This window comes from Pantoea sp. SOD02, from assembly GCF_024707505.1.
Taxonomy (GTDB): domain Bacteria; phylum Pseudomonadota; class Gammaproteobacteria; order Enterobacterales; family Enterobacteriaceae; genus Pantoea; species Pantoea symbiotica.
Genome location: NZ_CP102604.1, coordinates 2,449,634 through 2,469,295, shown reverse-complemented (window position 1 = coordinate 2,469,295; position 19,662 = coordinate 2,449,634). Strand labels below are relative to the sequence as shown.

23 protein-coding genes are annotated in these 19,662 nt (G+C 53.8%); 7 read left to right on the top strand and 16 right to left on the bottom strand.

Annotation, left to right across the window (positions count from 1 at the left end; translation table 11 throughout):
• Window positions 1-2: 2 nt before the first annotated feature.
• The 9 genes from fliN to fliF all read right to left on the bottom strand — a co-directional run bounded on the left by fliN (window position 3) and on the right by fliF (window position 8,526).
• Complete coding sequence (fliN, locus tag NR302_RS11560) at window positions 3-413, bottom strand: flagellar motor switch protein FliN (protein ID WP_008105402.1); 411 nt, start codon at window positions 411-413, stop codon at window positions 3-5.
• On the bottom strand, window positions 406-1,413 hold the full coding sequence (fliM, locus tag NR302_RS11555) for a flagellar motor switch protein FliM (protein WP_008105401.1): 1,008 nt from the start codon (window positions 1,411-1,413) through the stop codon (window positions 406-408). The genes fliN and fliM overlap by 8 nt, the downstream gene beginning before the upstream one ends.
• A gap of 4 nt (window positions 1,414-1,417) precedes the next feature.
• Complete coding sequence (gene fliL / locus NR302_RS11550; protein WP_008105400.1) at window positions 1,418-1,903, bottom strand: flagellar basal body-associated protein FliL; 486 nt, start codon at window positions 1,901-1,903, stop codon at window positions 1,418-1,420.
• 129 nt (window positions 1,904-2,032) lie between these two features.
• A complete protein-coding gene (locus NR302_RS11545) occupies window positions 2,033-3,298 on the bottom strand; it encodes a flagellar hook-length control protein FliK (RefSeq protein ID WP_258143512.1) in 1,266 nt (421 codons plus the stop codon).
• The gene (fliJ, locus tag NR302_RS11540) at window positions 3,295-3,738 is read right to left on the bottom strand and encodes a flagellar export protein FliJ (protein WP_008105396.1); all 444 of its coding nucleotides are present in this window, start codon (window positions 3,736-3,738) and stop codon (window positions 3,295-3,297) included. Before fliJ ends, NR302_RS11545 begins: the two co-directional genes overlap by 4 nt.
• Window positions 3,739-3,757: 19 nt before the next feature.
• Window positions 3,758-5,122, bottom strand: coding sequence for a flagellar protein export ATPase FliI (gene fliI, locus NR302_RS11535; RefSeq protein WP_176970360.1), 1,365 nt, complete (start codon window positions 5,120-5,122; stop codon window positions 3,758-3,760).
• Window positions 5,122-5,823: a flagellar assembly protein FliH gene (gene fliH, locus NR302_RS11530; RefSeq protein ID WP_258143511.1), complete on the bottom strand. Its 702-nt coding sequence runs from the start codon at window positions 5,821-5,823 to the stop codon at window positions 5,122-5,124. The genes fliI and fliH overlap by 1 nt, the downstream gene beginning before the upstream one ends.
• Window positions 5,816-6,808, bottom strand: a complete 993-nt coding sequence (gene fliG, locus NR302_RS11525; RefSeq protein WP_176970362.1) for a flagellar motor switch protein FliG — start codon at window positions 6,806-6,808, stop codon at window positions 5,816-5,818. The genes fliH and fliG overlap by 8 nt, the downstream gene beginning before the upstream one ends.
• Complete coding sequence (gene fliF / locus NR302_RS11520; RefSeq protein ID WP_258143510.1) at window positions 6,805-8,526, bottom strand: flagellar basal-body MS-ring/collar protein FliF; 1,722 nt, start codon at window positions 8,524-8,526, stop codon at window positions 6,805-6,807. The genes fliG and fliF overlap by 4 nt, the downstream gene beginning before the upstream one ends.
• Window positions 8,527-8,766: 240 nt before the next feature.
• Here fliF and fliE point away from each other — a divergent pair, with 240 nt between their 5' ends.
• The gene (fliE, locus tag NR302_RS11515) at window positions 8,767-9,078 is read left to right on the top strand and encodes a flagellar hook-basal body complex protein FliE (RefSeq protein ID WP_008105389.1); all 312 of its coding nucleotides are present in this window, start codon (window positions 8,767-8,769) and stop codon (window positions 9,076-9,078) included.
• A 345-nt stretch (window positions 9,079-9,423) separates the two neighbouring features.
• On the opposite strand, the gene NR302_RS11510 is transcribed toward fliE, so the two are convergent.
• A complete protein-coding gene (locus tag NR302_RS11510) occupies window positions 9,424-10,557 on the bottom strand; it encodes an acyltransferase (protein WP_258143509.1) in 1,134 nt (377 codons plus the stop codon).
• Window positions 10,558-10,862: 305 nt separating this feature from the next.
• Between NR302_RS11510 and NR302_RS11505 the strand changes: the two genes are divergently transcribed.
• Complete coding sequence (locus NR302_RS11505; protein WP_258143508.1) at window positions 10,863-11,570, top strand: YnfC family lipoprotein; 708 nt, start codon at window positions 10,863-10,865, stop codon at window positions 11,568-11,570.
• A gap of 32 nt (window positions 11,571-11,602) precedes the next feature.
• Here the strand turns inward: NR302_RS11505 and NR302_RS11500 are convergent, their stop codons facing one another.
• Together NR302_RS11500 and NR302_RS11495 are read right to left on the bottom strand one after the other, a co-directional pair.
• Window positions 11,603-12,814: a diguanylate phosphodiesterase gene (locus tag NR302_RS11500; protein WP_008105386.1), complete on the bottom strand. Its 1,212-nt coding sequence runs from the start codon at window positions 12,812-12,814 to the stop codon at window positions 11,603-11,605.
• A 119-nt stretch (window positions 12,815-12,933) separates the two neighbouring features.
• Window positions 12,934-13,581, bottom strand: coding sequence for a S24 family peptidase (locus NR302_RS11495; RefSeq protein WP_258143507.1), 648 nt, complete (start codon window positions 13,579-13,581; stop codon window positions 12,934-12,936).
• A gap of 144 nt (window positions 13,582-13,725) precedes the next feature.
• On the opposite strand from NR302_RS11495, the gene NR302_RS11490 reads away from it, so the two are divergent.
• The 4 genes from NR302_RS11490 to NR302_RS11475 all read left to right on the top strand — a co-directional run bounded on the left by NR302_RS11490 (window position 13,726) and on the right by NR302_RS11475 (window position 15,341).
• Window positions 13,726-14,115 (top strand): hypothetical protein, encoded by a 390-nt coding sequence (locus NR302_RS11490; RefSeq protein ID WP_008105381.1) that lies wholly within the window; start codon window positions 13,726-13,728, stop codon window positions 14,113-14,115.
• On the top strand, window positions 14,096-14,425 hold the full coding sequence (locus NR302_RS11485) for a hypothetical protein (protein ID WP_036648578.1): 330 nt from the start codon (window positions 14,096-14,098) through the stop codon (window positions 14,423-14,425). The genes NR302_RS11490 and NR302_RS11485 overlap by 20 nt, the downstream gene beginning before the upstream one ends.
• A gap of 82 nt (window positions 14,426-14,507) precedes the next feature.
• Complete coding sequence (locus NR302_RS11480; protein ID WP_258143506.1) at window positions 14,508-14,918, top strand: hypothetical protein; 411 nt, start codon at window positions 14,508-14,510, stop codon at window positions 14,916-14,918.
• A 156-nt stretch (window positions 14,919-15,074) separates the two neighbouring features.
• Window positions 15,075-15,341 (top strand): hypothetical protein, encoded by a 267-nt coding sequence (locus NR302_RS11475; protein ID WP_008105375.1) that lies wholly within the window; start codon window positions 15,075-15,077, stop codon window positions 15,339-15,341.
• A gap of 20 nt (window positions 15,342-15,361) precedes the next feature.
• Here the strand turns inward: NR302_RS11475 and NR302_RS11470 are convergent, their stop codons facing one another.
• Window positions 15,362-15,601: a DinI-like family protein gene (locus NR302_RS11470; protein ID WP_008105373.1), complete on the bottom strand. Its 240-nt coding sequence runs from the start codon at window positions 15,599-15,601 to the stop codon at window positions 15,362-15,364.
• 62 nt (window positions 15,602-15,663) lie between these two features.
• On the opposite strand from NR302_RS11470, the gene iraP reads away from it, so the two are divergent.
• A complete protein-coding gene (gene iraP / locus NR302_RS11465; protein ID WP_008105371.1) occupies window positions 15,664-15,957 on the top strand; it encodes an anti-adapter protein IraP in 294 nt (97 codons plus the stop codon).
• A 195-nt stretch (window positions 15,958-16,152) separates the two neighbouring features.
• Here the strand turns inward: iraP and NR302_RS11460 are convergent, their stop codons facing one another.
• The 3 genes from NR302_RS11460 to NR302_RS11450 form a co-directional block, all read right to left on the bottom strand.
• On the bottom strand, window positions 16,153-16,476 hold the full coding sequence (locus NR302_RS11460; RefSeq protein WP_008105368.1) for a DUF6388 family protein: 324 nt from the start codon (window positions 16,474-16,476) through the stop codon (window positions 16,153-16,155).
• A 244-nt stretch (window positions 16,477-16,720) separates the two neighbouring features.
• Window positions 16,721-18,013 (bottom strand): sugar ABC transporter substrate-binding protein, encoded by a 1,293-nt coding sequence (locus tag NR302_RS11455; RefSeq protein ID WP_258143505.1) that lies wholly within the window; start codon window positions 18,011-18,013, stop codon window positions 16,721-16,723.
• A gap of 8 nt (window positions 18,014-18,021) precedes the next feature.
• Window positions 18,022-19,566, bottom strand: coding sequence for a methyl-accepting chemotaxis protein (locus NR302_RS11450; protein WP_154157390.1), 1,545 nt, complete (start codon window positions 19,564-19,566; stop codon window positions 18,022-18,024).
• Window positions 19,567-19,662 lie beyond the last annotated feature (96 nt).

Here is a 19,662-nt window from a genome sequence, read left to right as displayed (position 1 = left end):
GCTTAACGGCTCAGACGACGCATACGTTCAGACGGGGTAATGATGTCGGTGATGCGCACGCCATATTTGTCGTTCACTACCACCACTTCACCCTGCGCGATCAGATAACCGTTGATCAGAATATCCAGCGGTTCACCGGCCAGGCCATCCAGCGCCACCACAGAACCTTGCGTCAGACGCAGCAGCTCTTTGATGGTCATCTTGGTACGACCTAGTTCCACGGTCAGTTTGACCGGAATATCCATGATCAGGTCGATATCCTGCAGCGAACCGCTGATGCCAGGATTCTCCAGCGATTTGAAGACATTCTCAGTCGGATCTGGCGCGCTGGTGGTGGTTTGTTCGTTCATAGCTGCAGCCCACAGATCGTCCGCGGAGATGTCGTCGTCGGACGGTTTCTTGCTGTCACTCATCGGGCTGTTCCTCGTTCAGCGAATTCAAAATCGGGTTAATCAAATGTTCTACACGCAGGGCATACTGGCCATTGATGGTGCCGTATTGGCTGGTCAGCACCGGCACGCCATCGACGTGAGCAATGATGCGGTCCGGTTTCTCAATGGGCAGGACGTCACCAGGTTTCAGCTGCAAAATACGTGACAGGCGCAGCGATGTTTCGGCGAAGTGGGCAATCAGCTCCAGCTCCGAGTGCTGCACCTGTTTCACCAGATTGTCGCGCCAGTGATTATCTTCACGGCGTGAGTTTTCCAGTGGCGGATTGACCAGCAGCTCGCGCAGCGGCTCAATCATCGAAAACGGAATACAGATATTGAATTCACCGACCAGGTTACCAATCTCCACCTGGAACGGCGTGTTAACCACGATGTCGTTCGGTGAAGTGGTGATGTTGGTGAATTTCACCTGCATCTCAGAACGCACATACTCGACTTCCAGCGGATAAATCGCTTTCCATGCGTCGCTATAACCATCCAGCGCCAGCTTCAACATGCGGCGAATCACGCGCTGTTCGGTATGGGTAAATTCACGGCCTTCAACTTTGGTCGGAAAACGACCGTCGCCGCCAAACAGGTTATCGACAGCAATAAATACCAGGCTCGGTGAAAACACCACCAGCGCCGTGCCGCGCAGCGGCTTCAGGTGGATCAGGTTCAGGTTGGTTGGCACCGGCAGGTTGCGGGCAAACTCGTGGTACGGCTGAATCTTGATCGCACCCACACTAATATCGGGGCTACGGCGCAGCAGGTTAAACAGCGCCATACGGAAATGACGGGCAAAGCGCTCGTTGATGATCTCCAGCGCCTGCAGACGCTCACGTACCACGCGGCGTTGAGTATTGGGATCATAGGGACGGATGTCGCCATCGGTCCCTTTGGAACTGTTCTCTACTTCCGCGCTGTCACTGTCGCCATTAAGCAGCGCGTCAATCTCAGCCTGGGAGAGAATGCTATCGCCCATTAAATCACCTCAAAATGAAGGCGGTAAACAGCACGTCATTGACAACCTGAGCCGGTTGACCTTTTACCAGCGGCGGCGCCAGTGCCTGTTTGATCTGCTCAACCAGGGCCTGTTTGCCTTGCTCTGTTGCCAGTGCCGTCGCGCTTTGACGCGAAAGCAGTAACAGCAGACGGCTGCGCACTTCCGGCAGGTAATCGTTCATCCGACGACGGGTATCCTCATCGGGCAGACGCAGGGTGAAACCTACGTACAACACACGGTCGGGATCGTTGTCAGGATTGACCAGGTTTACTGTAAACGTATCCATTGCAAAAAATACGGGAGCAGCCGGTGGCTCGACTTTCGCCGCATCCGGTTGGCTGCCTTCGTGTTTATTCATCATTCGCCAGACTGCATAGCCTGCCACGCTGCAAGCGGCCAGCGTTACAATCAGTAACACCGGTAGTAGTAGTGAACGTTTGCGGCCTTTAGCTTTCGCGTTATCAGACATCTTGCAGTTACTTCCTGTGAATTATGGGCAAGCCTCTCGGCTTACCTGGACAGATTATCCCGCGTCTTAAGTCAAACAATGGGAAGAAAAGACGCGGGTTTTACGCTTACCTTCAGCGTTTAGCGGCTGTCAGGCAAAGATATCGACAGCGCCGTTACCGGCCGCGCGCGCTTGAAGGGCTGCCGGGACGGCAATAGGCGTTATCTCGTTGTCACTGTCCTGGGAGAGGGTAAAGCTGCCGTGCTGTCCGTCACGACGTCCTTCCTGCTGGCCCTGATAACTCTGGCCCTGTGCGAAGGCGTCGCTGCTGACGTTACTCTGTCCCAGGTTTATTCCGCTCTCCGCCAGCGCTGTACGCAGCTGAGGGAGAGCCGCTTCCAGCGCGGCCCTCACTTGGCTGTGGCTGGAAACCATACTTAACTGTGCCTGATCCTTATCAAGCGTCAGGCTGATCTGGATAGCGCCCAGATCCTGCGGATGTAAACGCAATTCGGCGTTCTGCTGCCCGTTGCGGCTAAACATCACAATCTGCTGACTCAGCGCCTGCTGCCACTCGCTGCTGCCGAGCTGCGCATTCAGCATTGGCGTCGACGGCGTGGTGCTGGTCGAAGCGGTGCTGCTCACCAGCGAACTGGTGGCGCTGAGCGGTGCGCTGGTTAATGGCGTCACCGGGTCATCACTGCTCTGCGCGGCGGTGCGCTCTTCCGGCTTACTCAGCGCATTAAGCACCTGCTTAAAACTCTCATCCAGCGTCAAGCCGCTGTTGTTACTGGCGGTGGTGTTGACGCTGCTGCTGGTCTGCGTGCTGGCAGCCGTTTGCGTTAAGAGCGTTCCAGCATCGCTGGATTTCTTCGCTGTGCTATCCGGCTGTGCTGTTTCTTCTTTTACTGCACCTTCAAGCGAACCGCTTAACAATGCTGAATTAAGCGAAGCGCGGGTGTCAGCTTTGCCTTCGCCTGTGCCGCTACTTACCGTGGCTGTGCTGGTGCGGTTCTCAACCGCCACCGGCAACATGGCGAATAACGCCTGCACATTCTGTAAGTCGCTGGCAGTTAACGAACTTGCCTCACTCTTGTCTTTATCATCGGCTGATTTCAGCGTGGCTTTAGTGTTTTCCGGCTGTAAAAGTGCGTTTAACGCATCTGGTTTATCCAGCGCCTGCAATAACGCGCTTAAAGAGGCTTTTTTGACGTCTTTTTCATCAACTTCTGTTGTCAGATCAGTCGATTGCGTGTTAACAGCTTGTTGCTTTACCAGCGTCAGCAAGCGGTTGCCGAGTTCAGTAATAAATCCCTGCGGCAGGCTATCTGCGCCCTGCAAAAGATCTGATGAAACTGAACTGTCAGCGTCTCCCAAAACCGAGGTTTGCGTAGCAACTGTTGGCAGCGTAATCATTCGCCTTTCCTCAATGCGGCCCGTTGGGCAAATTCATCCATCCGTTTCTGATCGAGACGGTTTTCTTGTCGTAATGCGTTTTCCTCAGCGCGCGTAATCAGCGTTTGATAAGCATTGAGTCGCTTATGCTTTTCACGCCAGTTGCTCAGCGCGGTGTCGAGGCGCTGATTCCACTGGGAAAGCTGTTGGCGATGCTGCTCGATGGCTTTTTCCAGCGTCTGAATAAACTGGTGATAATTGGTCCAGCGCGTACTGGCGATGCCGCCGGACATATCCTGATTGAGCTTGTTGCGATACTCATCCTGATAATCCAGCAGCATGCTGAGCTGTTCGTCGGCCTGCTGCACACCACGACGCATATCGCCGAGGTGAATCACCGCACTCTCCAGTTCCTGCTCCGCCATATCGCGCAGCTTGTTGATCGCACTGGCCGTTTTCATGACTTAACCTCGTTTGGCGTTAACCGAACATCGCCTGCAGATGCAAACAGGCATCGTCGTAGTCGCTGCGTTCGAAAATGCCCTGATGCAGGAAAGCTTCCATCTCGGGATAGAGCTTGATGGCGCGGTCCAGCATCGGATCGCTGCCTGCGGCATACGCACCCACACTCACCAGATCGCGGTTACGCTGGAAGCTGGAGAGCAACTGTTTGAACTGGCGCACGCGCGCATAGTGCGTCTCATCAATTAATGAGGTCATGGCGCGGCTGATCGACGCTTCAATATCAATCGCCGGATAGTGACCGGCTTCCGCCAGACGACGCGACAGCACAATGTGGCCGTCAAGAATCGCACGCGCCGAGTCGGCAATCGGGTCTTGCTGATCGTCGCCTTCAGTTAACACGGTATAAAACGCGGTGATCGAACCGCCGCCGTGCGTGCCGTTACCGGCGCGTTCCACCAGCGCGGGCAGTTTGGCGAACACCGAAGGCGGATAACCTTTGGTGGCCGGTGGCTCACCGATGGCCAGCGCGATTTCACGTTGCGCCATGGCGTAGCGGGTGAGGGAATCCATAATCAGCAGCACGTGCTGGCCGCGATCGCGGAAATCTTCGGCGATACGCGTGGCATACGCCGCGCCCTGCATACGCAATAGCGGCGAGACGTCTGCGGGTGCGGCGATCACTACCGAACGCGCGCGTCCTTCGGCACCGAGAATGTTTTCAATGAACTCTTTAACTTCACGACCACGTTCACCGATCAAACCCACCACAATCACGTCGGCCTTGGTGTAACGCGCCATCATGCCGAGCAGCACGCTTTTACCCACGCCGGAACCGGCGAACAGGCCCATACGCTGACCGCGACCCACGGTGAGCAGGGCGTTGATGGCGCGCACGCCGGTATCCAGCACATCTTCAATCGGCGTACGTTGCAGCGGGTTAAACGGTGCGGTGATCAACGGGGCGCGATAGCCGGTTTCCGGCGCGGGCAAACCATCCAGCGGTTTGCCGCTGCCGTCCAGCACGCGACCCAGCAGTTCCGGGCCCAGCAGCATCTGTTTGCCGCTGTGCCCGCTGTCGCCACTGACGCGTGCATAAACCCGTGCGCCCGGCAAAATGCCGTCCACTTCTTCCAGCGGCATCATTAACAGTTTTTGGCCGTTGAAGCCGACCACTTCACTTTCCACTTCAGTGATCTTGCTGCCATCGGTACGTTCAATAATGCAGGTAGCACCGAGCGGCAGTTGCAGACCGGTGGCTTCCAGCACTAAACCGGTGGCGCGCGTCAGGCGACCGTAACGACGCACGGTTTGCACCTGCGAAATGCGATCTTCGAAGGCGTCGAGCGCGCCGAGCCAGCGTGAAAGGCGTGATGAGGTCATTACAGTGTCCCCGGAGCTGCCAGGCGGCACAGCTCCTGCCAGCGCGTTGCCACGCTCGCATCAAGGTCGCCATCTTCGGCGCTAAGCTTACAGCCGCCGGGATGCAGCGTGCTGTCGGCCAGCAAACGCCAGCCGTGCAGATCGAGCGTTGGGCCGAGCGTCTGCTCGATGCGCTGCAAATCGTCCGGATGGACGCGCAGCTGCGGCTTGCCGCTGAACATCGGCTCCTGCTGAATCAGCTGCTGGATTTGACGCAGCAGGGCGGTGCCATCCACCTGCGTAGCTTGGCCAATCACCGTGCGCGCGGCTTCCAGCGCCAACTGCATCAGACGAGAAGCGATCACGCTGTCGAGCGCTTCCAGCGTGTGATGGAACTCGGTCACCAGCTGCTGCATACGCGCCTGCAGCGGCGCTTGCTGCTGCTGCGCATCGGCTAAGCCTTGCTGAAATCCGGCGTCATAACCGTTCTGTTGCGCTTCGGCAAAACCCTTTTGATAGCCTTCGCTGTAGCCCTGCGTCTGCGCATCTTTGCGCATCTGCTGCTGCATACGTTCCAGCTGTTGCTGCTGTTCCGCTTCGGCGCTCAATTCGACATCAATCTCCGGCTCCTCTAACTGAGGCTCCGATTCGGCACCGAACGGGCTGCCTAAATCATCAGGCTGCCAGCGCTGCCACGCGCGGGCGGAAAAGGCATCAGACATAAGTTTCCTCGCCACCACCAATTACCATCTCGCCGGATTCTGCTAAGCGGCGCACCACCAGAAGAATGGCCTTCTGTTCGTTCTCCACCGCCGACATACGTACCGGACCACGGTTGGCCAGATCGTCGCGCAGGATATCGGCCGCACGGGCAGACATGTTCTTGAGGAACTTCTCGCGCAGCGGCTGCTCGGCACCTTTCAATGCCACCAGCAACTGCTCGGATTCCACTTCCTGCAGCAGGCGCTGGATGCTGCGGTCGTCCACTTCCACCAGGTTTTCGAACAGGAACATCTCGTCGATGATCTTCTGTGCCAGCTCGCCATCGAAGTCGCGTACCGCTTCGATAACCGCTTCTTCCTGCTGGGTTTTCATCAGGTTGATAATTTCTGCTGCAGTTCTCACGCCGCCCATCTTCGCGCGCTTGAGGTTGGTACCGTCGAGCAGGTTGTTCAGCACTTCGGTCAGTTCCGCCAGCGCCGCCGGCTGGACACCGCCGAAGGTGGCGATACGCAGCATTACATCGTGACGCAGACGCTCGTCGAACAGCGCCAGAATATCCGCCGCCTGACCACGTTTGAGGTGGACAAGGATGGTGGCGATAATCTGTGGATGCTCGTCGCGAATAAGGTCGGCTGCGGCCTGTGGCTCCATAAAGTTGAGCGTTTCCATGCCGCTGGTGGTCTCGTTTTTCTCGAGAATATCTTCCAGCAGGCTTGAGGCGCGCTCCTCGCCCAGTGCTTTGATCAGCACCGAGCGCAGGTAATCGTTGGAGTTGAGGCTCAGCGCAGCAAACTGTTCGGCATCGATTTCGAACTCGCGCAGCACTTCGGTCAGCTGTTTATGTGAAACCTGGCGCATGTTGGCCATGGCGCCACTCAGGTGCTGAACTTCACGCTGGTTGAGGTGTTTGAACACCTCCGCCGCGCGCTCTTCGCCGATGGTCATCATCAGAATGGCGCTTTTTTCTGTACCGGTCAGACTCATAGTTCTTTACTCATCCATTCGCGGATAACCAGCGCGACGACGCGCGGATCGTTTTCAGACATGTCGCGGATACGCTGGCTCATCACCTCGGCGCTCATGCGGTTAGTAGATTTACGCTCCTGATCCAGCTCGTCTTTGCTGAGCTGAACGTTAAAGGCTTCCTCTTCTTCCCTTGCCGCAGAGCGGGCTGCCAGCGCTTCCGCTGCTGCTTGTTCCTGCGCTTTCTTACGCATCAGCTGTGGACGTACCAGCTTGCGATAAAGGATGAAGGCAACCAACGCCACCAGCAGCCAGCGACCGGCAGTCATCAACTGATCGAAGAACGATTGCTGCTGCCAGAATGGCAGGTCGCCACCGGCTGGTTCGGTCATGTTGAACTGCGAGTTCACCACGTTGACGCTGTCGCCACGGGTTTGTGAATAGCCCATCGCTTCGCGGGTTAAATCTTCAATCTGCTTGATCTGCTGTTCGTTCAGCGCCACCGCTTTGCCTTTGCCGTCGTCGCGGTAGTTCACCACCACGGCAACCGACAGGCGCTGCACATCGCCGACGTTCAACTTGGTATGACGAATGGTACGATCCAGCTCGTAGTTCACCGTGTCGTTGCGTGTTGAGCTGCTCGGGCCAGAAGATTGGGCGGTGCTGGTGGTGCTGCCGTTATTCTGCGCATTGGCGTTTTGCGCGTTAGCGTTCTGGCCGTTGGCATTATTAGCTGGCGGATTGGTTACCGGCGCAGTGTTGGCTGGCGCAGGCTGATTCGACAATGCACCCGGCACGCCGCCCGGATAGGCGCTGCCATTCTGTTCGGAGTTGCTGGTCTGGCGTGAACGCACGGCGGTATTGTTTGGATTGGCGTTCGGCTGGTATTTCTCGTCGGTTTGCTCGCTGCGGTCAAAGTTGATCTGCGCCGTCACCTGCGCATGCACATTGCCCTGACCAACAATTGGATTGAGGATCGCCTCAATGCGCTGCTGGAAGCGGGCTTCCACTTCAGAGGCATATTTCAGTTGCGCATCATTCAGGTCGCGACCTTCGCTATCGGATCGTGTCAACAGACGACCGGCCTGATCGACAACGGTAACGTTGCCCGGCGGTAAACCGGCCACGCTGCTGGAGACCATATGCTGAATGGCCTGAATCTGGCCTTCATCTAAAGCGCGGCCAGGTTGCAGGTTCAGCGTTACCGAAGCGGAAGGGGCTTTCTGCTCACGCACAAACAAGGTCGGTTTCGGCATCGCCAGATGCACACGTACGCTCTTTACCGGACCGAGCGTTTCGATGGTGCGGGACAGTTCACCTTCCAGCGCACGCTGATAGTTGATCTGCTCGCTGAACTGGCTGATACCGAACTTCTCTTTGTCCATCAGCTCGAAGCCAACGTTGCCGCCTTTCGGCAGACCTTGTTGTGCCAGGCGCAAACGCAGCTCATGCACTTTATCGGCGGGCACCATCAGTGCTCCACCGTTATCGGCGAACTGGTAAGGGATGTTCATTTGCGTCAGCTGAGTGACAATCGCACCGCCATCCTCGTCGGAGAGGTTGTTATAAAGGACGCGATAGTCTGGCGCTTTTGCCCACAGCACCAACGCAAACACCACTGCGATAACCGCAGCGGCAGCAATAATTAAAGGAATTCGCGGATTGGCGCGCAGGCGGGCGAAAAGGTCACTGAAGCCTTTCTTTGCTGTCTCTGGTGTAGCGGCTGCACTCGCATTCATGACCGATTCCTGCCTGAAATTATTAGTGGTGACAAAACGAACTCCCTGAAGACTTCCCCCAAATTCAGGGGGGAGGAAAATTAAATTCCACTTATTGGCAGGCATTATTTGATGATTCGGGTCACATCGATGGGTGGATAAGCCGGGTTTTTTGCGGTCATTTAGCGCCTTTGTCCTATTGACAGTGTGTTAACTTTCTCATCGTGAAAATTTAATCACTTCTTCATTAGGGGTCAGGCAATGTCAATTCAGGCGATTGAGGGTGTGCTGCAGCAGCTGCAGATGACGTCTCTGCAGGCGAGCGGTAAGCAGGCGGAATCCACCAACCAGGTCGATTTTAGTGCCACCATGAAAGCAGCACTCGACAAGATCAGCGAAACCCAGACAACGGCGCGCGCGCAAGCGCAGGATTTTGAAATGGGTAAACCGGGCATCCAGTTAAACGATGTGATGGTCGATCTGCAAAAATCCTCTATTTCCATGCAGATGGGCGTGCAGGTGCGTAACAAACTGGTATCGGCGTATACAGATATTATGAGCATGCAGGTTTAGTGATATAACTTGCTGAAAAGATGTTTATTTTTACTCCTGATTCTTGGAGAAAGGATATATGTTGGGCAATGTTAGCAACTTTTCCGCTAATCAGGCTCTCTTGCTCATCGCTGTTTTCATACATCCATTTTCCTTTAACCAAGTAGACAATTTGCGAATTGGCGTGCCCCAACTTTATGGCAACATAATTTAGGTTTACGCCACTTGCTAAAGAGCAGCATGCAAAGCAGCTCATCCCACATAATTTCCTTCTTACCGCGCAACACTGTTTCAACGCAAAAAAACTCACGATTTTCATTGGCTGCATTCTATTAGGCCGCTGTTAGCTGCTTAAGTGGAGCTATTTTACCTGGCCTTGTTAAAGGTTGCTTCTTGTCTTGCAGAAATTTTTTTTCCTAGCGCTATAAATGGTTTTTCAAAGTATTTATAGCTAATTAATGATATGAAGCATATTCCATACCATACTAAAGTCTGAATTAGGTAATAGGTGAGCTTTTGATTTTGTAAACTAAAATGAAACACAACCTTATTCATTACAAACCATGCGATGCCGTGTAACAGGTAAATGCTGTAACTGGCATCACCTAAGATGACGAAGCCCCTTTGCTTCAGCAAACCAAAAAAGTTGCCTCCAGTGGAGACCATGTAAAAGAAAATCCCAATGAAAATGCATGAAGTAAAACTGTATGCAGTTCGTTCATTAGAGATAAACAAGCAATATATTAATACAACAAGAGCAATGGAACTCTTCAAAATGGAAGGTGAAAACGTTATGCCTTTGAGGTTTTTTATCAGCACGCCGGTTGCAAAGAAAATTAACAAGGTAGCATGTTGGTTGGGTATTTTAAAGAATCCAGTCGTGTGCGCAAATATGGAAATTACAGCGATGCATAGACCAATCGTGTAAGTGCGATTGAAAAATAAGCATAGTAGTGGGAGGGCTAGATAGAATGACCATTCCCAGTAAAGAGTCCACATAACAGCGGCACCTATAAACTGAGAGTCTTTAAATCCATAAATTGCTGGTTTTACTCCCGATATCCCACCATCAAGCCAGTAAATAACATTGCTGAAGTCAGGAGTGTTACCCATCTTAATTCCTATATACGAAGCGATTGCTATACATATTAAAGAAGTAACATAAGTAAGTGGTACAATTCTGAAAAAACGCTTGATAAAAAATGACTTCCAATTCGTTTCCTTTTTAATATCGCCAAAAAGGTAGCCTGTTATCATGAAAAAAACAGCAACACCGAATTGCCCCATGTAACCAAGGATTGGGTCATGTAAGGCCCATTTTCCAGTTTCAAAGTAAGCGGTTGAAATATCATTGTGGTGGAAAACAACAAAAGCAGCTAAAACATATCTTAGTCCATCAATGTTCAGATCTCGGTTCTGTTCAATTTGTATTTTTTTAGTTTGGAATATAAATGAGGCTGAAATTATGCAAAAAAACACCCATGCCAGATGAAGAATCATCGAAATAAACTCTATGTAAGTAAGAAGAATTAAAATTAGTGGTTTGGATCTTACATGTCGAAAAGATGTATGGCAACGATTCAATATAGCCAGCACCTTTAATCTTCGCAGATTGTGGATTATTAATCTCTGCTTAACAGTTTCTCATTTTTTTGGTCTACGTTTTCAAGTTGCGCTATGTCATTGTATGCTTTGTTTAAGTTATAGTTCAGCGCGGTGATGGTTTATCTCAGGCGGGAAGGTTGCTGCATCACAGTGAATACACCGCCCAACGCGCTGCCTTATTTTGAGAAGAGGATTCTCACGTGAAGAAAACCCTGCTGTTTTTAATCGCCATCGCTCTGCTTGCAGGGTGTGACAAGGATGACGCGACCTATTACCCGCAAATGAAAAACTTTGCCTATCTGTATCAATTCGAAGCGCTGCCTGGAAAAGTCAAAAATACCCATCAAACGCTGTTCACCGCCGACGGTCAGCAAATCTTCGAAGTGAACGTCGATTTCGACCGCAACGGCTGTCCAACGCATGTTAAGTCGGTGGGCAAAGAGGGCGAAGTGATTGAGGTTGCGCGCGACGGCGACGCATTAAAAGGCAGCGAAAACGGTCAGGACGTGTTGGTGACGCTGGATAAAAACTGCACCATGGTGAAGAAAGTCACGCCGAGCATGACGGTAGATATTGCCTACAACAAACAGGGTTTGGTGGAGCAGATCTCATCGCCCGCCTCCGATGCAGCGTTTCACCTCGCCTATAACAGCGCGGGTGAAATGGCGGTATTGAGTATTACTCAGGCCGGAACGGAAGTGTCGCGTGCTACTGCAGTGCGGGCAGAAGATAAGAAAAAGATTTCTGACGTGGTCACCACGGTGAAGCGTAATGACCAGATTAAAACCGTCAGCAATGTCTGCAAATATAAAAACGATGTTCCTTATTATTGCGACATTATTACCACCGACGCGGCGGGCGAGGTGGTTGATAAGCAGTATGGCAATATCGAGGTGACGTATTATTAGTTGCAGGGTCGCCATTTATGGCGACCGCCACACTATTTAATCTCAGGCCACGCCACCGCCGGGAATCCATTCAACAGCGGGTGCGCAAACAGGAAACCCTGGAACTGGCTAATGCCCGCCGCTTCCAGCCACATCCACTCTTCGGCTTGTTCCACACCTTCGGCAATCACCGCGATTTCCAGCGATGCGCAGCACTTGATGATGGCGTGCATGATCGCCTGCTTCGGGCCGCTTTTATGCACATCGCGGATAATCTCGCGATCGATTTTGATTTTGTCCGGCTGGAATTTCGATAACAGCGACAAGCCAGCAAAACCGGCACCAAAATCGTCCAGCGCCAGGCTAATCCCCGCCGCTTTCAACTTTCTCACTTCGGCAGCAAATTCATCTGAGCGCGAAATGATCTCATTTTCGGTCACTTCGACGATCACCTGCTGCGGCACCAGTCCGCTGGCTTTGATCTCCGCCAGCAGGAAATCCACCGCGTTTGGCACCGTCACCAGCGACATCGGTAGCAGATTGATCGATAAGCGATGCTCGCCAATGCCCAGTTTGCTCGCCACGTTAAACGCCAGGCGTTTCGACTGAATATCCGCGTGATAAATCGCCTCACCACCAAACGCAGAAAAATACTCTTCCGGCGAGCCGCCGTTCGGCGTACGAATCAGCGCTTCAAGTGAGGTCACGCGGCGTGCGAAGGGATCGATAATCGGCTGAAAGGCAAAGCGGCAATCTTGCACGCTCTGATCAAGGTCATCCAGCTCATTCAGCCATTCATCATCGGGAATAAATTCCCATGTGCTGGCGGGTGGGATCTCAAAGTAGTTCTCTTTGTCGCGCGCCACCACGAAGGTGCGCAAAAACTGCAGTGCGCGATCTTTGTAGGTGAGCTGATAACGCGAGGTGCCTTTATCCAGCACCGCTTGCAGCACAGTGTCTTTGTCATGCTCGCGCAGATCGAACAGCTCCATGCCGACTTTGCCAAAACGGCGTTCTGGCGCGAAATCGTGCATCAGCTCCACCAGATTGTGGTGGCGTGCGTCCTGACAAATACGCTGATAGATGCCTTGCACCGCGTCGCGCGGGCCTTCCAGCAGTTGGAAGAAGTGCAGGCCGTCGAACAGCAGGATGCCGGTGACATCCGAGTTTTTGTTTTTGCGATTGGCTTTAGCAACCATATCTTCGAGCGTTTTAATCGGCACGTGGTCGTGCAGATGGCTGCGATAAAGGATGGTGGTGAGCATGGCGATTGTCCGGCTAAATTATTATTTTGCGCTACATTAACAGGCTTACAGCGGGGTCTGTCCATAGCTTCCCGCACTCAGACTAAACTTTTTTTAAAATAATGGCTTAAGCGAAGCGGCTAGCCGCCTCGGTAACGTCTCAACTCCATTAACGTGCCGATGATTTGCAGCGAAATTTCCTCAGAATGCAGCTGAGGAAAATCATCATTGAGCGCGCGCAATGTGAAGATTTTCTCATCCTGCTGCTGCGTTTGCAGACGATAAATTCGCACTAGCGCCACGCCATCGACCAGCGCCAAAACTACATCGCCAGGCTGTGGCTGAACGTCTGGATCAAAGATCACGCTGTCACCGGGCCGGTAATCGGGCTGCATCGCGTGGTCTTCCACCGTGACCGCCAGCGCGCCATCGCCCAATTGACTTTCACTGTAGAGAAAGCGCGTTGCCTGCTGTTTCAGCAACAACCGCTGCTCGCCTAACCACGCTGACGCTTGCGCCAGGCTAATCAATGGCACCGCCATAACCGGCGCGGCTTTGGCGTGGGTGGCAAACACTTCGCCGTCCCCATCAATAATCCATGCCGCTGTGCATTGCAGCCACTCCGCGAGCCGCAATAAGTTCTCGCCGCGCGGTACGGTTTCCTCTTTTTCCCATTGCGATACAGCCACATGCGATACACCAACGCTCTTCGCCAGCGCCTGCTGCGTTAACTGTAGTGCTTTACGTCGTGCCCGGATGCGCTCACCGGAAGATTCTTTTTTCATCATCTTGACATCTCCTGAAGGAACGACTTAAGTATACTTAAATTCATAAGTTAAAGTAAACTTAAATTCAGGCGTTGACCGCGAAGCTGGCAAGGGTGGTCAGCGTGCTTATGGGGCACAACCCTTGCCAGGGGTGAGAGGTAAAGCATGGAAAGTAGTTTAGTCACCAGCGTAGGTGCGTTGCTTCTCGGCGGCGGCGCAGCAGCTGTGTTCTGGAAACCGTTAATGGCGGGTATCGCCGCTATCGTCACCAGCAATCGTGCCGGCGGGGAGATCATCACCAGCTACAAAGAACAGGTGATGCTGCTCAAAGAAGGCCATGCCTTGATGCGTCAGGAAAACGATGAGTTGCGCGTCCGACATGACAAAAACCTGCGGCGAATCTCTTCGCTGGAAACCGATCTGCGGCTGATCAAAAACGCCCTGAGTATTTTACTGGCGACCACCGAAACCGAACATAGCGATAAGTTTCGCAGCCAGGTGAATCAACTGATTACCACTCTGGAGGAGAGTCGTGATGATGCAGATAAACAGTGAGTACGTAGTGAAAAACCATCGACGCCAACTGTTCTTCGGTGGCTTTCTGCTGATGCTGTCGCTGATGTGCGTGGCGATGACGGTGTTGTTTTTGTTTGTGAGTAACAGCGCCAATCAGCGCGTTGAAGAGATTCGACAGCAATATCGAACGATCTCAGAACGACGTGAAGCGCGCGTGGCGGAACTCACCAGCCAGTTGGTGGCGCTGCAGAACAAACTCGATGGCATAGCGAAGCACCCAATCAGCAATCCGGCTGAAAAGGGGAAACCGGCTGAAGGAGATAAATCGCCACCTCAACCCAAGCGTTAAGGAGGTCAGCATGCGAATTACCACGTGGATTGCAGCCACTCTTGCCCGACTGCGATCTTTATTCAGTAAGAAGGAGAGCATTATGAGCGATCAAACTGTTATCAATCCAACCACCACCATCGCATCGTCACCTGCGGAAGATTTCGCCAACGAAGTGGCTACGCCAGTCGCGGCGTCAGCGCCAGCCGCAGTCGCAGCGGTACCTGAAGCGGCACCGGCTGTTATATCTGAGGCGATAACACCTGCGCCTGTGGAGGCTGCGCCCGTTGCTGCAGCCGAGGTTTCGCCGCCCAGCGTACCGGAAGCCGCTGCTCCCATTGCAGCCGAAGCGCCGCCAGCCGCCGCAGCGGCGCAGAGCCATGACGCCAGTCAGGCGTTCTCAGAAGGCGTGAAGGATTTCGGACGCGCGTTTAACTTTGTCGAGCAGGGCGTGATCAAACTGGGTGATGCCGCGAAGGATGAGCTGATTGAGCTGGCGAGGAAATATCTGTAATGCCAGAAGACGCACCATCGGGGACCGGGATGTCCCCTGTTTACTCATAGGTTTTAGTCACTTCCGATTATTCCTAAGGCAGCTTCGATATTTTGCACTACCTTTAATCATTCAAGCGTTATTTAAATCGTCTTATTAAGCGAAAAGGAAGATAGCATGAGTGATACAGAAACTGTAAAAACCAAAACTGACTACCTGCGTGATGTCACCTCCCAGCTTAAAGAGATGCGCCACTACGCGCAGACCAACACTGAGACGCTGTCTGCCCACTGGCTGGCTTTTGATGCGGGTGAGTATAAAGACACAGAATATGCGGGACGCTTCGATACCTTGCTGAACAAACAAGGCAAGCTGCTGGATGACATTGATGAGGCGATTCAGGATCTGGAAATCGCCATCAACCATGCTGAGCAGGAAAGCTAAGCCTCTAACGCACTGGTGGCCTAATCGGCCACCAGCCACATTTCTGCCTCATCGAACATCTCTTCAACAATCCGCGCAACTGTCGCTTTATCGTTCTTACTCAAATCGGTATCTATCGCGTTACGTTCCATTGGTTTGACGCGTACCTCAATATCGGGAAAGACGCGCTGTACACGCTTTTCCAACTCCTGCAAAATCATCTCACGTGCGCCCGGTAATCCGGCCACGTTGCGCTTATCGTAAATCAACTCCACAAACATCAGGGCGTTCCATTCATTGGATCGGGTGCGATATAGTACTGTAAATAAAAACAGGGGTAAACATGCGCCAACTGGTTATCGATATCTTATTGAAAATGGCAAAAATGGATGTGGAAGCAAAAGAGCTGGTGGCGCAGGTTGAGGCGCAGTCATTGCTGATTGCGGCACTGCTGATTCAGGCGAAAGAGGATAATACGCTGACCATTTCCGATACGGTGCAGGATGCAATTGTCACCGCATCGCGTGCGTCGCAGGATTTTTTACAGTCGGATGTGGATCTGCTGCTTACCCACGTCAATCGTCTACTGGCGGTGGCAAGTTATATCGAAGTGAAAGGGATCGAGCGGGAAGGGTAGAAAAAATATGACCTCTGGAAGTGGAAATCCAGCAACACTTCCAGAGGCGGTGCAACAGCACCATTCGTTCAAGGACAATCTACGACTTACGTCGTGATGAGTAAGTTATACAAGTTCGATCGACTTGTACAACTTTTTCCTGAACAATTTGTGTGGTTGGAGATGTATCTTTGATGCATTTTCAATGCGTTGCACTTAAAGCTCGTTCTTGATGCAAAACTCTTCCCACGTCATTCCTAACGCTTCCGCGTGAGATTTCAGATACTTTTCAATGGCATCCGCAGCGACGGCTTTGTCGGGTTCTGCCAGCTGAATGGAAAACAGCATGCCGTCCAGCTTCTTCTGCCGCAAAAACGCGGCATAAATGCGTTCAGCATGCCAGGCGCGTAATTGCGCTAATGACAAATTCGCCTGGCGTGCATCGCTTTCGGTCAGTTCATCCAATGCGGATTGGAAATCGGGGTGGGCGGCGAAAAACATCGTGCGCGCCTGAGCGTAATACTCTTCTGGGGTTTTCATTCGGTGTTCCTGCATATCAACTTGCGCGCTAGTGTAACGCGCGCAAGCTGCGTTGTCAGGATTCCGCTGTTGGATCGATATTCGTGGCAACCAGGTGCGCATTAATGCGCACCCTACGAAACCACACTCGCTACAAATCCCGCAGGGTCGTCATTCATGGCGACCTGGTGCGCATTAATGCGCACCCTACGAAACCACACTCGCTACAAATCTCGTAGGGTCGCCATTTATGGCGACCACAACATTAATGCAACTGCTGATAAATCCGCGCTACGTCCTGCTGATTCTTCGCCAGCGTCTCATCCAGCGTCAGTTTGCCGCTCAGCATATCCGCCAGATTCTGCCCAACGGCGTTACCCATCTGATCAAATCCGGGGATGCTCACGTACTGCACGCCCTGATAAGGCACCGGATTGAGCGTGGGCTGCTCGACGGTAGCGGAATCAATTGCCGCACGTACCTGCGCGGCGTACGGCGCCAGACGCTGATAGCTCGACTGCTGATAGGTAGAATTGCGGCTGCCCGGCGGCACCGCGCCCCAGCCGACGGTATCGGCCACTTGCTGGATGTACTGTTTTGACGTCGCCCAGCTAATAAAGGCTATTGCCGCCTCGCGGTTCGGCGTGTTAGCCGGTACCGCCAGCGCCCACGACCATAACCAGTTCGAACCATTACGCGTGATGCCGCCCGGCGCAGGCGCAAAGGCCAGCTTGTCGGCGACTAATGAGATCTGCGGATTAACCAGCAAACCGGCTGCTACCGTGCTGTCGATCCACATCGCGCACTTGCCTTGCGCGGTCAGGCGCAGAATCTGGCCGAAGCTGTTTTTCACCGTGTCCGGCGGGCCATCCTGCTTCACCACCTGCAAATAATCACCCAGCGCCTCGCGCCACTCCGGCGAATTGAGCGTCGGCTGCCAGTTATCATCGAACCACTGCGCGCCATAGGCATTCGCCATGGTGGTTATGAACGCCACGTTATCGCCCCAGCCAGGCTGACCGCGCAGGCACAGGCCGTAAATGCCTTTTTGCACATCGGTGAGTTTGGCGGCGAAGTTCTTGATATCTGTCCAGTCGGGATTATCCGGCATGGTTAACCCTTTCTGCGCAAACAGATCTTTGCGGTAGTAGGTCATGCTGCTTTCACCGTAGAACGGCAGGGCGTAGAGCGTTTGCTGGAACGACAGCGCTTTGCGCACCGGCGCGATCAGATCATCGCTGTCGTAATCGGCGGGCAGCTTATTCAGCGGTGCCAGCCAGCCTTTTTCGCCCCACAGCGGCGCTTCATAGGTGCCGACGGTGATGACATCGAACTGCGCCTGGCCGCTGTTCATCGCCGACAGCACCGCCTGACGCAGTGCGCCATCGTCCATCACATGCCATTGCAGTTTGACGTCCGGATGCTCTTGTTCGTAGCGTGTGGCGAGCTGCTGCATGATGGTCATATCGCCGTTAGCGATGGTGGCGATATTCAGCGTTGTCGCCGCGTGGCTCAGCAGCGGCGTGGCAAGTAACATCGCGAGAAGTTTACGCATCATGTCGCTCCTTAGCGCTGTTGCAAGCGGAAGAAGGCCATCTTCTCCACCAGCAATCCGGCATGTTCGCTGACGGTCTGGCTGGCGGCGCTGGCTTCCTGCACCAGCGAGGCGTTTTGCTGCGTCGCACCATCCATTTGGATCACAGCGGTGTTGACCTGTTCAATGCCACTGGATTGCTGGCGGCTGGCCACGGCGATTTCACCGACAATATCCACCACACGCGCCACGCCCAGATTGATGTCATTGAGCATCGCGCCAGAACGCTGCACCAGCGCGCTGCCGGCTTCTACTTTGCCGACGCTGGCATCGATCAACGCTTTGATCTCGTGTGCGGCACCGGCGGATCGCTGTGCCAGCTGACGCACTTCGGACGCCACCACAGCAAAGCCGCGTCCCTGTTCGCCTGCGCGTGCCGCTTCGACTGCCGCATTCAGCGCCAGCAGGTTAGTCTGGAAGGCGATCTCATCGATCACCCGGTTGATATCGGCGATGCGTTTGCTGGAGGATTCGATCTCCTCCATCGCGCTGACTGCGTCACGCAGTACGCTGCTGCCGCGTTCGGCCTGGTGACGCACGTCGGTGGCCAGTTCATTGGCCTGCGCCGCGTTATCGGCGTTATGTTTCACCGTGGCGGTCATCTGCTCCATGCTGGCAGCGGTTTGCTCCAGCGAGCTGGCCTGCGAATGGGTACGTTCAGAGAGATCGTCATTGCCGTCGGCCATCTGACGCGCCGCATCACTCAGCGCGCTGGCGCTTTCGCCCACTTCACGCACGATCTCCGCCAGACGCACATCCATGCGCAGTAGCGACTGCATCAATTCGCCCATCTCATCGCGCGAAACGCTGCCGATATCATGATTCAATTCACCGGCCGCAATCGATTCGGCCAGTTCGCGTGCCTGACCAATCGACCGGTTGATAGAGCGGATCAGCAGCCAGCCAAACACCAGCGCTACGCTCAGCCCAACCAGCAAAATGATAATCAGGCTGTTACGCGCCAACTGGTAATCGCTGTTGCTTTGCTGATAGGTGAGTTCGGCATGCTGACGCATCAGCGCATCAAGCTGATCGATATCCTGTTGCAGCAGCTGGCTGCCGCTGCGCAGGCGAGTTTCAATCACCACCAGCGCGCCGGATGGGTTGCCGCCCTTCAGCAGTTCACCGGCATCTTTCAGCGCGCTTTGCCAGCCGTCAAGATGGGTGATGAATTGCTGGCTGAGGGGTTTGGTTTGCGCATCAAACGCCAGCTGCTGCCAGGTTTGACGGTCTTTGGCAATCTGCTCGCCGTAGTGCGCGATGCGCGCCAGACGTTTCTCCACTTCGCTGCTGTCGGTCCAGTAGCGCAGGGCATCGAACAGGGTTGAGGATTGTTCCTGCACCATGCGGTACAGGCGGGACGAATATTGCAGCGGTAACAGCTCATTTTGGTAGGCGTTTTGCGCCCGTTGGTCGGCGGCGCGCAGGCCGATGATTCCCCAGATGGCGGCAACGATCAGTAAAATGCACAGCAGGCCAACAATCGATGTCAGACGCGCGCGAAGAGTCAATCGCATAACGGTGTTCTCCGTAACGAAGGTGAGTGTGTAGTCGGTAATTATTGTTTTTGCAGGTACTTTTAACTCCAGAAGAGTTATCGGCGCAGAAGTGAA